General features: G+C 64.3%; 13 protein-coding genes. 6 read left to right on the forward strand and 7 right to left on the reverse strand.

Translation table 11 applies throughout. The features are described from left to right. The first annotated feature begins 1 nt into the window (after position 1). Both HZZ16_RS08205 and HZZ16_RS38105 read left to right on the forward strand, forming a co-directional pair. Positions 2–301: a hypothetical protein gene (locus HZZ16_RS08205; protein WP_197947974.1), complete on the forward strand. Its 300-nt coding sequence runs from the start codon at positions 2–4 to the stop codon at positions 299–301. 21 nt (positions 302–322) lie between these two features. Beyond that, positions 323–880, forward strand: a complete 558-nt coding sequence (locus tag HZZ16_RS38105; RefSeq protein WP_197947975.1) for a helix-turn-helix domain-containing protein — start codon at positions 323–325, stop codon at positions 878–880. 22 nt (positions 881–902) lie between these two features. Here the strand turns inward: HZZ16_RS38105 and HZZ16_RS08215 are convergent, their stop codons facing one another. Both HZZ16_RS08215 and HZZ16_RS08220 read right to left on the reverse strand, forming a co-directional pair. Beyond that, entirely contained in the window at positions 903–2,117 is a 1,215-nt protein-coding gene (locus HZZ16_RS08215) for a hypothetical protein (protein WP_197947976.1), read from the reverse strand. 2 nt (positions 2,118–2,119) lie between these two features. Continuing rightward, entirely contained in the window at positions 2,120–3,487 is a 1,368-nt protein-coding gene (locus HZZ16_RS08220) for an APC family permease (protein WP_197947977.1), read from the reverse strand. A gap of 361 nt (positions 3,488–3,848) precedes the next feature. On the opposite strand from HZZ16_RS08220, the gene HZZ16_RS08225 reads away from it, so the two are divergent. Then, positions 3,849–5,183 carry an alpha/beta hydrolase gene (locus HZZ16_RS08225; RefSeq protein ID WP_197947978.1) on the forward strand — a complete coding sequence of 445 codons (1,335 nt, stop codon included), beginning with the start codon at positions 3,849–3,851 and terminating at the stop codon, positions 5,181–5,183. A gap of 24 nt (positions 5,184–5,207) precedes the next feature. Here HZZ16_RS08225 and HZZ16_RS08230 read toward each other — a convergent pair whose 3' ends face one another. Beyond that, positions 5,208–5,573: a hypothetical protein gene (locus HZZ16_RS08230; RefSeq protein ID WP_197947979.1), complete on the reverse strand. Its 366-nt coding sequence runs from the start codon at positions 5,571–5,573 to the stop codon at positions 5,208–5,210. An 89-nt stretch (positions 5,574–5,662) separates the two neighbouring features. Then, complete coding sequence (locus HZZ16_RS08235; protein ID WP_197947980.1) at positions 5,663–6,838, reverse strand: MFS transporter; 1,176 nt, start codon at positions 6,836–6,838, stop codon at positions 5,663–5,665. A gap of 186 nt (positions 6,839–7,024) precedes the next feature. Between HZZ16_RS08235 and thrS the strand changes: the two genes are divergently transcribed. After that, the gene (thrS, locus tag HZZ16_RS08240) at positions 7,025–9,067 is read left to right on the forward strand and encodes a threonine--tRNA ligase (protein ID WP_197947981.1); all 2,043 of its coding nucleotides are present in this window, start codon (positions 7,025–7,027) and stop codon (positions 9,065–9,067) included. A 6-nt stretch (positions 9,068–9,073) separates the two neighbouring features. Here the strand turns inward: thrS and HZZ16_RS08245 are convergent, their stop codons facing one another. Together HZZ16_RS08245 and HZZ16_RS08250 are read right to left on the reverse strand one after the other, a co-directional pair. After that, positions 9,074–9,445: a helix-turn-helix domain-containing protein gene (locus HZZ16_RS08245; protein ID WP_194408370.1), complete on the reverse strand. Its 372-nt coding sequence runs from the start codon at positions 9,443–9,445 to the stop codon at positions 9,074–9,076. Between the two features lie 10 nt (positions 9,446–9,455). Next, a complete protein-coding gene (locus HZZ16_RS08250; protein WP_246510010.1) occupies positions 9,456–9,758 on the reverse strand; it encodes a type II toxin-antitoxin system HigB family toxin in 303 nt (100 codons plus the stop codon). A gap of 147 nt (positions 9,759–9,905) precedes the next feature. Here HZZ16_RS08250 and HZZ16_RS08255 point away from each other — a divergent pair, with 147 nt between their 5' ends. After that, positions 9,906–10,469 carry a nitroreductase family protein gene (locus tag HZZ16_RS08255; protein WP_197947982.1) on the forward strand — a complete coding sequence of 188 codons (564 nt, stop codon included), beginning with the start codon at positions 9,906–9,908 and terminating at the stop codon, positions 10,467–10,469. A gap of 63 nt (positions 10,470–10,532) precedes the next feature. Further along, entirely contained in the window at positions 10,533–11,801 is a 1,269-nt protein-coding gene (locus HZZ16_RS08260; protein WP_197947983.1) for a serine hydrolase domain-containing protein, read from the forward strand. On the opposite strand, the gene HZZ16_RS08265 is transcribed toward HZZ16_RS08260, so the two are convergent. Beyond that, complete coding sequence (locus tag HZZ16_RS08265) at positions 11,787–14,249, reverse strand: putative bifunctional diguanylate cyclase/phosphodiesterase (RefSeq protein WP_197947984.1); 2,463 nt, start codon at positions 14,247–14,249, stop codon at positions 11,787–11,789. The genes HZZ16_RS08260 and HZZ16_RS08265 overlap by 15 nt on opposite strands. Between the last annotated feature and the right edge of the window lie 458 nt (positions 14,250–14,707).

Genomic DNA, 14,707 nt, shown 5'->3' on the forward strand with positions numbered 1-14,707 from the left:
GTTGGCTCAGTCCGTGGCGCCCACCGGCAGCCACGGCGGTAAAATCGATCATGTTTACTGTTGGAAATCAACGCATCGGAACGCAGCAAATGCCGCCGATCGCGGCAAAGTCGATGAATTGCATCTATATTTTGCTGATTTCCGCGATATACCAGTCCACCTGCCCACAATATCCGCGCCTCTGCCTGAAATTTTTGCCCATAAGTTTTCCTTTGGAATACACTTGGCGGCGACCGGCGGCGGCGCCTTGCCGGCCGCCGGGCTGGCGGTCCGGCGCCATCTGTTGCAAAACGGGGCCTGAGCAGTTCGGGAGATTCTTTTCGTGCTTGACGTCAGCAAGGCAACGGCGGTCGGGGCCAACATCCGCCAGGCGCGGATTGCCAAGGGCCTGACGCTGGACCAGCTGGCACGGCAGAGCGATCTCACACGCGGCTACATCTCGCTGGTCGAGCGCAACCTCAAGATCCCCTCCCTCGCCGCACTGCTACGAATGGCGGCCGCGCTGGAGGTCAATGTCGCGAACTTCTTCGATCCGAACGCCGAACCGGCGCCGCGTTACACGCTGTTCCGCCGCCAGGACGGAAATGTACCGCTGTTCCAGAACACGTTTGGCGTGGTCCCGCTAGCGACCGGTCGCACCCGCAAGATGATGGAGCCATTTCTGCTGAGCCCGCCGCACAAGGCGGCGACGCGCGCCTCGCATGCGGGTGAGGAGCTGCTGTTCGTCGTCAACGGCAAGATCGCGATCAAGCTCGACGGCGAAGAGCTTGTCCTCGGCAAGGGGGACTGCCTGTATTTTTCAGGCGAGACGCCGCACGAGGTCAGGAGCCTCGGCCGGCAGAAGGCCGAAGTGCTGGTCGTCGTAGCCCAGGCCTCTTGACCTCCCGTCTCCCGCAAAGAGCCTAGCGAAACCAGAAAAAACGTCCCTGTGACGGCGGGACCGACTCCGGGGGCCGCAGCCGCTTCGGGCGCGGCGGCTTTGGCGCCGGCTCGGCGGCCGAAGTGGTCTCCGCAGCCGGTGACGTCTCGCTGCCCGGCACCTTCACCGCCAGCAGCAAATTCGATTCATGCATGCGCCAGCGATAGCCGACGCCGAAATCGATCGGCTGGGCGTGCGTGAACAGCTCGGCGTAGCGCTCCTGGTAGCGGCCGGGAAATTCGTCGATGGGACCGAGATAGCGGCCGAACGGGAAGAACCGCCATTGCCGTGCATTGTAGTTCACGAGCGGAATGCCGGAATCATCCTGGATGATGGTGGCGCTGTTGGCGAGCAACCAGTCGCGTGCGACGGTGAAATTGCCGGAGTGCAACAGGTAGGACGCACTCTTGATCAGGCTGTTGCCGGGCCCGAGCGTCTCGCAAAATTTCAGGAAGCCCGCGGCACGTGCGCCGGAATTTGAGAGGTCGGTCGAGAAATAATACAGCGTGCGTGTTTCCCCGTCGCTGCCGGCGAAGCTGATGCGGACGCCGCGCGTCGCGTTTCGTCCGGGATTGTCGTCGCCGACATGTAGCCCGCCCTTGTCGTCGAGCGCGACCATCTCGACGTTGCGGATGGTCTTGCCGGAGCGGGCGAGAAAGACATAGAGGATCGGCAAGGTGCCGTTGACCTGGTTGGCGCTCAGGTCGACCTTCATCTGCTTGGTGATGAAGAACGAGAAGCTCAGGATCGAGCCGAGCGAGCGTTCGACGTTGTAGAGCGCAGCGCCGACCGAACCGCGCGACAGCCGCGTCAAATCGGGCACCGCCCCGACCGGCTCCAGCGCGCCGAGCACGTAGGTGCTGGCCTTGGAATAGAAGGCGTTGGCGTAGAGGAAATCGGGCCCGCTGAACAGGTAGAACATGGTCGGCCGGGGCGCGGCCAGATTGAGGTCGGCCCAGTTGCGGATCTTCGAGATCTGACGCTGCTCGAGCTGAGCGAAGGCGCCGTCGAAGAATTTGGCGTGACGTTGCCAGGCCGGGTCCCTGGTGAGCGGCACCAGCGGCGAGTCCGCCGAAGGCTGCATGCCCGCAAGGAAGCGCGCCGTGTCATCGAAGGTGACGTCTGCGGCACGCGCGGACGAGACGGCCGCAGCCAGGAGGACGAAAGCAACGGCCGCAATTCTCAGGGGGCGGAGCATGTCTATTCGCGATGTGGTGATGCGGCAGCGGCGACGCGCCGCCTGTGGAAAGCAGCGTAAATCATAAGGCCGGAGAGCATGACGAGCATTCCCGACAGCGACTGAACCGGCCGCTCCGTCAGAAGGTAGTACATCATGAACGCGGTCACGAGCAGGAAAACGAGCGGCGTGAACGGGTATCCCCAGGCGCGATAGGGCCGCGGCAGATCGGGATCGGTGACACGCAGCTTGATGACGCCGGCGACCGTGAAGAATGAGCAGAACAACAGCGCGAACTGGATGAAATCGAGCACCGCCTCGAAGCTGCGCGTGAACAGCAGAAGATTGGCGATGGCCAATTGGAGCAGGATGGCATAGGCCGGCGCGCCGCTCGCCGACCGCTTGGAGAAGACGCGCAAGGCGGGAATGTCCTCCCCCATCGTCATCATCACGCGAGGGCCGATCCACATCATCGCACTGATCGAGGAGATCAGACCGAAGCAAATCATGGCGCCGACGATCCGCCCGCCGAGACTGCCGAAGATGGCGGTGCCGGCGACACTGGCGACGTCGAGCTGGCCGGCGAGCGCGCTGACCGGCGTCGAATGGAGAAATACCGCGTTCAGCGCGACATACAGCACGAGCACGATCAGCGTGCCCGCGAGCAGCGCGCGCGGCAGGCTCCGCTGCGGCGTCTTCATCTCACCGATGATGTAGGTGGCGGCATTCCAGCCCGAGAACGAATACATCACGAAGACAAGCCCGATCGCGAACGGCGCGCTGATGATGTGGGCGATATCGCCCGGCTGGGGCGCGAAGGTGATCGGCTGCGGCGCGGCGATGACGAAGCCGGCGACCAGGAAGGCGACGATCAGCACGACCTTGAGGACGGTCGAGATCAGCTGGAACGTGGATGAGTGCCTGACGCCGGTCAGTTGCACGAGCGAAACCAGCCACACGACGCCGATGGCGAGCGGAATCGCCGGCAGATCGGGTACGACCGATTTGGCATATTCCCCGAAGGCCATCGCGGCGAGCGCGACCGGCGCCGCGAAGCCGACCGTGGCAGACACCCAGCCGGCGAGGAAGCCGAAGGCCGGGTGATAGGCCCGGCCGAGGAAGTTGTACTCGCCGCTCGAGCGCGGAAACATCGCGCCCAACTCGCTGTACGCGAACACACCGCACAGCGCGACGACGCCGCCAACCGTCCAGAGCAGCAGGATCGAGAAGCCGGACGGGATGTCCTTGACCTGGAAGCCGAGGCTGGTGAAGACGCCGACCCCGATCATGTCGGCGACGACGATGGCGGTGGCGACCGGAACGGAGACCCCGGCCCCCCTTCCGGTCAGCCGGTCCGTCCAGGGCGGGGTACCCGCATCTGATGCCGTCATCGGGGTCCCTAACCTCAGGCGCTTCGCCTTGTGGAGCGCATCGTGCACTTGGCCCAGTCAAATCAAGCAGGGTTAACAAGGGTTAAATGAGGCAACGAAAGCAGGTACCGAAACACCGCAAGCGCGCGTTTTTGGACGATGGCGTTGGATTTACCCGGAATTGCCCGTTCCCCTTCCCCACAATCAGGACACGATTGCATGGTCCTTTCGAGCGTTCCGGATGTGGGGAAGTTTCTCCGGACGCTTAACGTCGCCTAAACGCCAGTCGGCTCAATTGTTTCAAGATTGCCGATGGACGTGTGACTTGGGACGTAAGACTTGGGACCTAAGACTTGGGTCGTGACTTTGGGGTCATGGGTGGATGGCCGGGGGCGCTCCTAAACTGAGAGCTGATGATCAAGCCGATCGGACACCGTCCGGTCGGCATGGTCGTGCGCTCCGGACCGGTCTGATCTCAGCCATGGTGCCGTTGTCCCTGACGCTCGTTCAATGCGGCAAGGCGCCGGATCCGGCGGCGCTGGCGGCGAACTCCCAGGCGAATGTCCAGGCGAACGTCCAAGTGGTCGCCAAGACCAATTCGCAGACGTCGAACGCGCGCGTGGCAAGCGGCGACACGTTCGAGGATCGCTTCCCTGCCCCGCAGTTTAGGGAGCGCTTTCCCTCGGCGAGTGAAAGCTTCCTGCAACGGCAGATGTCGGACTTCTCGCCCAAGAGCGCAGTCCAGCGACAGATACCGGAGCAGGCGCCCTACAAGGTGGCCTCGCTCGAGCCGCAAGTCCCGTACAAGCGCCCCGCCCGCGAGGACCTGACGACGCTCGTCAGCATGAAGTCGTCGGCCTTCCCCTATTTCGGCAACAACCCCGCCTCGGACGCGCCCTTCCTCAACATTTCCAAAGGCGACCGCCGCGGTCACCGCAGCTATTCCGGCCGCGTCTACTGGCACGACGAGACCTACAGCGACAGCCGCGTGCTGGTGCACGTGCCCGAGCATTTCGACCTGCGCAAGCCGGGCGTGATCGTGGTGTTCTTTCACGGCAATGGCGCAACGCTCGAGCGCGACGTGCGCGACCGGCAAATGGTGCCGAAACAGGTCACCGATTCCGGCGCCAATGCGATCCTGCTTGCGCCGCAGATGGCGGTCGACGCCGCCGATTCAAGCGCCGGAAAATTCTGGCAGCCGGGCGGCTTCAAGCGCTTCATGGAAGAGTCGGCGACCCATCTGGCCCGCCTCACCGGCGACCCCAACAGCGCGCGCGCCTTCGCCAACATGCCGATCGTGATCGTCGGCTATAGCGGCGGCTTCCTGCCGACGGCCTGGAGCCTCGAGGTCGGCGGCATCAGCGACCGCGTCCGCGGCGTGGTGCTGCTCGATGCCGTCTATGGCGAGATGGACAAGTTCGCGTCCTGGATCGAGAACCACCGTTCCGGCTTCTTCGTCAGCGCCTACACCCGCTACACCGCGCGGCGCGACCGCGAGCTGATGAGCATGCTCCGCCAGAAGGGCATCAGCGTCGCCGAGGACATGGATGGGCCGCTACGACCCGGCAGCGTGGTGTTCGTGGAAACCGGCGAGGGCATCACCCATCGCGACTATGTCACGCGCGCCTGGACGCGCGATCCGCTCAAGGACGTGCTGGTGAAGATGGCGGCGACGCCGTCGCTCGCGCTGACGCGCGTCGCCTCCACAAAACCCTAGCCGGGCAAATATCAGTTCCGACTATCAGTTCCTGGGCAGCTTCGGGATGCTCTCGGCAAAGCCGTTGAAGCAGGCCAGCCGCTCGTCCTCTTCCTTGAGGAAGCGGCAGTCGGCATAGCCCTTGGCCTTGGCCGGCTTCGGCTTCGGCGCCGGCGGGATCACCGCGTCGTAGCAGTTGAGGCGATCCTTGGTGCCGTCGTCGATTTCGAGGCAGGCCTGGAGGCGGACGGCGATCGATTGCGGCTTGCCCTTTGGAGCGGCGGCAGCCTCCTTGGTGCCTTTCGGCTTGACCTGCACCAGCGGCTTGTCCCCCACCATGGGTGGCTTCTCGGTCTGCGCAAATACGGAGGCTGAATAGAGCACCGCGGCAACCGCCAGAATCATCCTCATCTCAGTCAACTCTCTTTGATCCCCACGCCGGCCTTCTACCGCTCCCGTGCGAGGTTTGCCAAGCGCCTTGCGCACACGACCTGCTGCGTTCAGGCGCTGGCGGCAGCCGCCCGCCTGGGCCGGGTCACGACCACCAGGATCAGTGCCAGCACGACGAAACCGACCGCGACGAAGCCGAGCGCATGCAGGAGCTCGCGGGCGAACAGCAGCCCGCCGACGGCGGAGCCGACCGCCTGGCCGATATAGAGAACGGACGTGTTGAGCGCGACGGTGGCCGACGCCAGCGGCGGCGCAGCCGCGACCAGCCGCACCTGTTGCATCGAATTGGTCGAGGCAAAGCCTAGGCCCCAGATCGCCACCGCGCCCGCCATCATGACGAGCGAGCCTGCGCCGAGGGCCCAGCCGCTCATCCCGGCAAGCAGCATGCAGGTGAACAGCAACGAGGTACGATAGGGCCCCGAAGTGTCGACGATGCGGGTGGCGACGACAACGCCGAGGAAGCCGCAGATCCCGTACAGCGCAAATATCGAGCCGATCGCATCGGAACCGGCGCCGGTGAGCTTGTTGAGCAGCGGCCCCATATAGGTGAATACGACGAATTGCCCCGACATTTGCAGCATCGTGATCGCAAGCAGCAGCAGGATCGTCCTGCTTCGGCCGACGGCGGCCCATGTCTTGAGATCGACCGGTGCGCCCTGCAGGCCCGCCGGCAGACGCAGCAGCAACAGCAGCAAGCTGACGCAGCCGAGCGCGCCGACCCCGCCATAGGCCGCGCGCCAGCCGTAGCGGCTGGCGATGAAGGTGATCAGCGGCAGGCCGACGGCGGCTGCGAGCGACCAGCCGAGGAAGATGTACGCAATGGTGCTACCGCGCCGTTCCGCCGTCACGATCAGCGCAGCCGTGCCGGCGGCCTGCGGCGTATAGAGCGCGCCGACTGCGAGCATCGCGAGGCGAATGATCAGCAGGCTGGTGTAATCGGGCGCAAACGCGGAGGCGAGATTGCCGAGTGCGAGCACCGCCAGCGTTGTGGCGAGCAGGGTCCGCCTTTCGATGCGGCTGGTCAGCCACGCCGTCAGCGGCGAGCCGATGCACAGCGTCACCGCGCCGAAGGTGATCAGGAGCCCGGCCGCGTGGATGCTGATCCCAAGCCCCGCCGACAATTCCGGCAGCATGCCCGCCGGCGCCAAGACCGAGCAGCCGGTCACGAGATTGCCGAGCATCAGGGCGGTTGGCGCGAAACGGGCGGCGGCTGGGGCGCTTTTCATGCAAACGCATGTAGCGGCGGCCTGCGATGGGTTAAAGGGTACAACGCCAAATAGTTGCGGGCTCCGCCCCGGGTTTTGCCCGCCACTTTCTTGGAAATGCCGGATTGCACAGGCCGAATCGCCTGATATATCGCTCGTTCCCGCTTACCTGCGTTCGTTCGCAGGAGTGAGCCTCAGGAGAAAGCAATGTCCGACCAGCCCAAGTCCGAGTCCGGCTTCCAGTACAGCCTCTCCAATTTGAAGCCCGTGACCCCCGCTCCCAAAGTCACCCTCACCTTCCCCGACGGCGCCAAGCGCCAGTTCGACAAGGGCATCACCGGCCTCGATATCGCCAAGGGCATCTCGCCGTCGCTGGCCAAGCGCACGGTCGCGATGGCGCTCGACGGCATGCTTGCCGATCTCAACGATCCCATTGAAGCCGACGCCACGATCGAGCTCGTCAATCGCGACGACCCGCGCGCGCTCGAATTGATCCGGCACGACTGCGCGCACGTGCTGGCGGAAGCGGTGCAGACGCTGTGGCCGGGAACCCAGGTCACGATCGGCCCCGTGATCGAGAACGGCTTCTATTACGACTTCTTCCGCAACGAGCCGTTCACGCCGGAAGATTTTGCCGCGATCGAGAAGAAGATGCGCGAGATCATCGCGCGCGACAAACCCTTCACCAAGGAAGTCTGGGACCGCGAGAAGACCAAGCAGGTGTTCCGCGACAAGGGCGAGGCCTTCAAGGTCGAGCTGGTCGACGCCATTCCCGGCAACGAGCCGATCAAGATCTACTACCAGGGCGACTGGTTCGACCTGTGCCGCGGCCCGCACATGACCTCGACCGGCAAGGTCGGCAACGCCTTCAAGCTGATGAAGGTGGCCGGCGCCTATTGGCGCGGCGATTCCAACAACCCGATGCTGACGCGCATCTACGGCACGGCCTTCGCCAAGCAGGAGGACCTCGACGCCTACCTCAAGCAGATCGAGGAAGCCGAGAAGCGCGACCATCGCAAGCTCGGGCGCGAGCTCGACCTCTTCCATTTCCAGGAGGAAGGTCCGGGCGTCGTGTTCTGGCATCCGAAGGGCTGGACCATCTTCCAGCAGCTGATCGCCTATATGCGCCGGCGTCTCTCCGGCGACTACAACGAGGTCAATGCGCCGCAGATCCTCGACAAGGTGCTGTGGGAGACCTCGGGCCATTGGGGCTGGTATCGCGAGAACATGTTCGCGGCGCAATCGGCCGGCGACGAGGCCGAGGACAAGCGCTGGTTCGCGCTCAAGCCGATGAACTGCCCCGGCCACGTCCAGATCTTCAAGCACGGCCTCAAGAGCTATCGCGACCTGCCGTTGCGCCTCGCCGAGTTCGGCGTGGTGCACCGCTACGAGCCCTCCGGCGCCATGCACGGCCTGATGCGCGTGCGCGGCTTCACCCAGGACGACGCGCACATCTTCTGCACCGAGGACCAGCTCGCCGAGGAGTGCCTGAAGATCAACGATCTCATCCTGTCGACCTATGCCGATTTCGGCTTCACCGGCGACCTCACGGTGAAGCTCTCGACCCGCCCGGAGAAACGCGTCGGCACCGATGCGATGTGGGATCACGCCGAACGCGTGATGGCGACGGTGCTGCGCGAGATCCAGTCGCAGAACAATCACATCAAGACCGAGATCAATCCGGGCGAAGGCGCGTTCTACGGGCCGAAGTTCGAATACGTTCTGCGCGATGCCATCGGCCGCGACTGGCAGTGCGGCACCACGCAGGTGGACTTCAATCTGCCGGAGCGGTTCGGCGCGTTCTACATCGATCATGACGGCGGCAAGAAACCGCCGGTGATGGTGCACCGCGCGATCTGCGGCTCGATGGAGCGCTATATTGGCATCCTGATCGAGCACTACGCCGGCAACTTCCCGCTCTGGCTTTCGCCGGTGCAGGCGGTTGTCACCACCATCACCTCGGAAGGCGACGAATACGCCAAGGTGGTGCTGGAGCAGGCGCGGCGCGCAGGGCTTCGGGCGGAGATCGACCTGCGCAACGAAAAGATCAACTACAAGGTCCGCGAGCACTCGCTGGCCAAGATCCCGGCCCTGCTCGTGGTCGGCAAAAAGGAAGCCGAGACGCATTCCGTCTCGGTCCGCCGGCTCGGCAGCGACGGCCAGAAAGTGATGACGACTGCCGAGGCGATCGCCACCCTGGTCGACGAGGCGACGCCGCCGGACGTGAAGCGGATGCGCGGCGCCGTCTGAAGTCGCTCAAGCGGCTCTATCCTGCCCAACTTTGATGAGGGACTCGGCGGGAATGCCGAGCCCCTCATGCAGGCGCCGTATCATGCTGAGCGTCAATTCGCGCCGACGGTTGAGCACTTCGTGGACCCGGTTGCGGCTGCCAATAAAGGGAATCAGGTCCCTCGGCTGCAGGCCGCTCTGCTCCATATGATACTTGATGGCTTCGACCGGGTCTGGAAGATCCAGGCGGTAATGTTTCCGCTCCCACGCCTCCACGAGCGTCACAAGCACATCGAGCCGGTCGCCCTCAGGCGAATTCCGGCGCGCGCTCATCAACGTCTCGATCTCCTTGAGCGCGCGACGATAGTCTCGGTTAGACTTGATTGGCGCGATTTCCATTATCGACCTCTTAAATGGTTTGCGCATCGATTGCATCGTACTGCCGGTGTGTTCCAACAAAACGGATATAGACCACGCGATATGGATAGTTGATCCAGACTACAACGCGATATTTGTTACCGGCGATGTTGAAGACGACGCGGCCATCCCTAAGGATACTGGCGGTTCGGATATCTCGCTTGACGTCCGCGGGCCTCGCCCAATCGGCCTGCTTTACCTGCCGAAACCAGGCCATCATGGGTTCGCGAGCATCGGAGACTCCGCCCGCTCGATCGAGAAAGCCCTTGATCGTGCTGAGCGCGATGATCCTCATTCACTTCATCTTAGCATAGTCCCAAACTGGGACCACAACTTTCTGGCCGGAGTGCCATCAGATCTCATAATCGCTCTAAAATCCCTTCCATTCGTCCTCTGCCGGGCCTATCTCCGAGCGAGAACAGAAAGCCATAAGGACGCCACAGTGCCCGACGCCATCGAACTCCTGAAGACCCGCCGCTCGGTCAAACCGCGCGAGATGACCGGGCCCGGCCCGTCGGCGGCCGAGCTCGAGACGATCCTCACCATCGGGGCGCGCGTGCCCGATCACGGCAAGCTCGCGCCGTGGCGCTTCATCATCTTCGAGGGCGACGCCCGTGCACGGGCCGGCGAGGTGATCGCGCGGGTCTTCGCCAGGAAGAATCCGGGAGCGCCGGCGGCCGACGTCGAGACCGAACGCAAGCGCCTGATGGACGCGCCGCTGGTGATCGGCATCGTCAGCTTCACCAAGCCGCATCCGAAGGTGCCGGCGTTCGAGCAGGAATTGTCGGCGGGCGCCAGCGCCATGAACATCGTCACGGCCGCCACCGCGCTCGGCTACGGCGCCTGCTGGCTGACCGGCTGGTTCGCGTTCGACCGCGATGTGCTCGACGGCCTCGGCCTCAAGCCGGATGAGAAGCTCGCCGGCTTCATTCACGTGGGCAAGCCGACGAGGCCGAACGAGGACCGTCCGCGTCCGTCGCTGTCGGACATCGTGACACGTTTTTAATCGATGTTGTGTTGACGCATCGAGCGTCTTGCGGCTTGATCCCGCCGAGGGAGGAAGGTGCGGATGAGACGCCGTGAATTTCTGGTCGGGGCGGCCATGCTGGCCGGCACGATGGCGCGAAGCCCGGCCGCCGATATCCCCGCCCCCTCGCCCGACGGGCTCGACCGCATCACGGCGTTCTTCGACAACGAGGTGGCAAGCGGCCGCCTGCCGGGCGCGGTGATCCTGGTTCAGCAGCACGGCAAGCCGGTCTATCTGAAGTGCTTCGGCGTGCGCGACACCAGGACTGGCGTTGCCATGACGCCGGATACGATCTTCGCCATCCACTCCATGACCAAGCCGATCACGTGCCTTGGCGCGATGATGCTGATCGACGAGGGCAAGCTTGCGCTGACCGACCCCGTGTCGAAATACGTCCCGCTGTTTGCCGGGACCAAGGTCGGCCGCGAGGTGACCCTGCCCAACGGCACGGTCGAGCTGGACCTCGACCCACCGGACCGCCCCGTCAACATCGAGGATCTGCTGCGGCATACTTCGGGCATCAGCTACGATTATATCGGCAGCGAATGGGTCGAGCACGCCTACAAGATGGCCAACATCTTCGAGGGTCACTTCAACAACAGGGAATTCGCCGATCGCATCGCCAAACTGCCGCTGGCGCGGCAGCCCGGAACGCTGTGGCGCTACGGCCATTCCACCGACGTGCTCGGCAGCGTCATCGAGATCATCTCGGGCCAGACGCTGTACGACTTCCTGAAAGCACGCCTCTTCGATCCGCTCGGCATGAACAGCACCAAATTCGCGCTCGCGGGCGAGGACGAGCTGGCGCGGATGGCGCGGCCGCTGCCGAACGACTTCATCCTGCTCGCCGGCGAGCGCGACCGCCTGGACCATCCAGAATGGCAGTCCGGCGGCGGCGGCCTGCTCTCGACCATCACCGACTATCAGCGCTTTGCGCAGATGCTGCTCAACGGCGGCGAGCTCGAGGGCAGGCGCTTTCTCAGCCCCGCCGCGTTCAAGGCCATGACGACCGATCAGATCGGGCCGGGCTCCGGCGTCGGACGCGACTATTTCTATTTTCCGGGCGACGGTTTCGGCTACGGCTATGGACTTGCGGTGCGCACTGATCCCGGCAATGCAAGACCGCCGCCGCCGGGCTCGCTCGGCGAGTTGAAATGGGACTCGGGGAGCGGCACCTATTTCGGCGTCGATCCCAAACTCGACATGGTCTACCTGATGATGCAGCAGACCCAGAACGAGCGCGGCCGCATCACGCCCGCGTTCAAGGCGCTGGTCTACGATTGCTATCCGCCCGCATTACGCCGCCCGTGAGGTGCGCTGGCCGAAATCGGCGAGGAGCTTTCCAATCTCGGCCGCGGGCCGCGCGGCGCTGAACAGAAATCCCTGCACCTCGTTGCAGCCTTCGGCGCGCAGCCAGTCGAGCTGATCCTCGGTCTCCACGCCCTCCGCGGTCGTCGTGATGTTGAGGCTGCGGCCGAGCCCGGAGATCGCGCGCACGATCGCACCGCAGTCGGGCCGCTGCGCCAGATCCTTGACGAAAGAGCGGTCGATCTTGATCTTGTCGAAAGGAAAGCTGCGGAGATAGCTCAGGCTGGAATAGCCGGTGCCGAAATCGTCCATGGAAATGCCGACGCCGAGTTCGCGCAATTGGTGCAAGGTGGCGACATTGGCGTCGGTCTCGGCCAGGAAGATCGACTCGGTGATCTCGAGCTCGAGCCGCTTCGGCGACAGGCCGGACTGCGCCAGGGCCGAGATCACGACCTGGACCAGGTTGCGGCTGCGAAATTGTGCCGGCGACAGGTTGACGGCGACCTTGACGTCGACGGGCCATTTCACCGCCTCGGTGCAGGCTTCGCGCAGCACCCATTCGCCGAGCTGGGTGATCAGGCCGATGTCTTCGGCGACGGGTATGAATTCCGCGGGCGAGATCATGCCCTTGTCCGGATGACGCCAGCGCAGCAGCGACTCGAATCCGGAGATGCGGTCGGAGGCGATCGACACCAGCGGCTGATAGTGCAGCTCGAACTCGCCGTTGGCGAACGCCCGGCGTAGATCCAGCTCCATGTCGCGGCGCCTCTGCGCCTGGAGGTCCATCTCACGCTCGAAGAAGTGGTGCACGCCGCCGCCGTCGGCCTTCGCCCGGTACAGTGCCATGTCGGCATTGCGCATCAACTCCTCCGGCGTGGTACCGTCGCCCGGGGACAGCGCGATGCCGATGCTGGCGCCGATCACCATCTCCTGTCCATCGACGTCGTGAGGCGCCTTGAGCATGTCGATCAGCAGGGACGCGCAGGCGCTGGCCTCGTTCGGCGAGACGTCGGCAGCCAAGATGACGGCGAACTCGTCGCCGCCGAGCCGCGCGGCGAGATTGGTGCCGCGGACCGCAATGGTCAGGCGCTCGGCGACGTGCTTCAACAGGCGATCGCCCACCGGATGACCGAAGGAATCGTTGATGTTCTTGAACAGGTCGAGATCGATGTAGAGCACACCGACCCGTTTTCCCGCAGCCTGGTCCAGCGCCTGCTTCAGGCGCTCCTGGAAGTGTTCGCGGTTCGGCAGATCGGTGAGCCCGTCATGATGCGCCATATAGGCGATGCGCGCTTCGGCCTTGCGCCGTTCGGTGATGTCGACCACCGCCACCAGATAGCCATCGCGCTCGTCGAAGGCGACGCGACGGCCGAAGGTGAGCACCTCGATCTCGCTGCCGTCGGCGCGCAAGTGCCGCCAGTTGCGCGAGGAGTGGTAGGCGTCGCCGAGGCGCTCCAGCGCCGCGGCGTGACTGTCCCACTCGTCCTCCGGCCAGATCTCGTGCAGCTTCATGCGCAGGAAGGTCGCGCGGCTGTAGCCATAGTGCTGGACCGCGGCGTCGTTGACGCTGAGGAACTCCTTGGTCTCCGCGTCGAACACCCACATCGGCATTGGATTATTGTCGAACAGGAGGCGGAACGAAGCATCGCGCCGCTTCAGGATGGTGACATCGGAGATGGTCAGCGAGACCACGTCGGCAAAGGCCGTGGCGCTGAGCCTGAGGTAGCGCCCCTCGCTCTCGAGCTCGAGCTGCTCGCAGCGGCCGCCCGAAACGGCCTTGAGCAGGAATTCCATCACCTCGGGCAAAGCCAGCAGCGTGCCGCCTTCGCCGATCCGCCGCCACAACAGGCTTGCGCCTGCAACCTTCAGCAGCTCACCCGCACTCTTGTTGTGGTGCACGACCTGAAGGTCGAACGGCTTGCCGGCGGCATTGCGCAGCGTCGCCAGGGAGACCACCGCGTCGTCGGTCGCGGAAAAGATGGCGTCGAGGAGATTGTATTGCGCGCCGCGCTCGTTGACATAGGCGCCGATCAGCGTAGCGCCCCAGCGCGAGGACGTCGGCAGCGCCAGCACGTCGTAGGTCCTGACCATGCCGTCGCGCACGCAATGCGCGCTCGCCTGGTGCGGCCGTCCGGCCGCCAGCGCGCTCGCCGCCGCTTCCGACAGCGCCGTGGCGCAGTCCGGCGAGAGTTCGGCGACCGGAATGTCCCAGCGCTCCTCACCGAGCCATTTCTGCACGTAGCGTCCGCTGCGCGACAGCTCGAGCAGGCCATCGTTTTTCAAGAGCGCGATGTGGTCGGCAAGCCGCCCGAGACTGCCAAGCATGACGTCCTCGTAGCGCGGCAGCCGCTCGCCCGGCTTCAACGCCGCACGCCATTTGCGCTGAAGCACCGGGATGTCGTCGAACATTTCGGCGGCCGGTTTTCCCGGCATCTTCTTCGCGGCAGTCATTGCAGTCCCCAACGCACTTTGACGCCGCATCCAATGCAGGCGCGCTTAACGACGTGTAAAAAGCGCGCAGGCGCGGGTTCCATTCAGTGATTATGACAGTTTTAAGTCAGGTGTTGGTTAGCGGGCGTTAGAGACTCTGACAGTTGCGCGAAGCTGCTCTCGTGTCCCGGACGCGACCCAGCGCGTAAGCGGTGCGGCGCAGAGCCGGGATCCAGGAGGCGACGTGCTCGCTGCTGCATGGGCCCCGGCTCTGCAACGCACCGCCAAAGAGGCGCTGCGCTGTGTCCGGGGCACGAGACGTAAGTTTGCGGCACACAGCTGCCTCCACCATCGTCATTGCGAGCGCAGCGAAGCAATCCAGCAATGTATCCGCGGAAAGATTCTGGATTGCTTCGCTGCGCTCGCAATGACGGAGCAAGTGGCGTCGGCGCCATTCCGCAACCGGCATTTCACCCGCA

This window comes from Bradyrhizobium glycinis (genome assembly GCF_016031655.1).
GTDB lineage: Bacteria > Pseudomonadota > Alphaproteobacteria > Rhizobiales > Xanthobacteraceae > Bradyrhizobium > Bradyrhizobium glycinis.

Excerpts from the sequence above, each read along its gene's own strand:
- HZZ16_RS08215 (WP_197947976.1), bottom strand. The coding sequence starts at position 2,117 with ATGCTCCGCCCCCTGAGAATTGCGGCCGTTGCTTTCGTCCTCCTGGCT.
- HZZ16_RS08220 (WP_197947977.1), bottom strand. The coding sequence starts at position 3,487 with ATGACGGCATCAGATGCGGGTACCCCGCCCTGGACGGACCGGCTGACC.
- HZZ16_RS08225 (WP_197947978.1), top strand. The coding sequence starts at position 3,849 with ATGGCCGGGGGCGCTCCTAAACTGAGAGCTGATGATCAAGCCGATCGG.
- HZZ16_RS08230 (WP_197947979.1), bottom strand. The coding sequence starts at position 5,573 with ATGAGGATGATTCTGGCGGTTGCCGCGGTGCTCTATTCAGCCTCCGTA.
- HZZ16_RS08235 (WP_197947980.1), bottom strand. The coding sequence starts at position 6,838 with ATGAAAAGCGCCCCAGCCGCCGCCCGTTTCGCGCCAACCGCCCTGATG.
- thrS (WP_197947981.1), top strand. The coding sequence starts at position 7,025 with ATGTCCGACCAGCCCAAGTCCGAGTCCGGCTTCCAGTACAGCCTCTCC.
- HZZ16_RS08245 (WP_194408370.1), bottom strand. The coding sequence starts at position 9,445 with ATGGAAATCGCGCCAATCAAGTCTAACCGAGACTATCGTCGCGCGCTC.
- HZZ16_RS08250 (WP_246510010.1), bottom strand. The coding sequence starts at position 9,758 with ATGAGGATCATCGCGCTCAGCACGATCAAGGGCTTTCTCGATCGAGCG.
- HZZ16_RS08260 (WP_197947983.1), top strand. The coding sequence starts at position 10,533 with ATGAGACGCCGTGAATTTCTGGTCGGGGCGGCCATGCTGGCCGGCACG.
- HZZ16_RS08265 (WP_197947984.1), bottom strand. The coding sequence starts at position 14,249 with ATGACTGCCGCGAAGAAGATGCCGGGAAAACCGGCCGCCGAAATGTTC.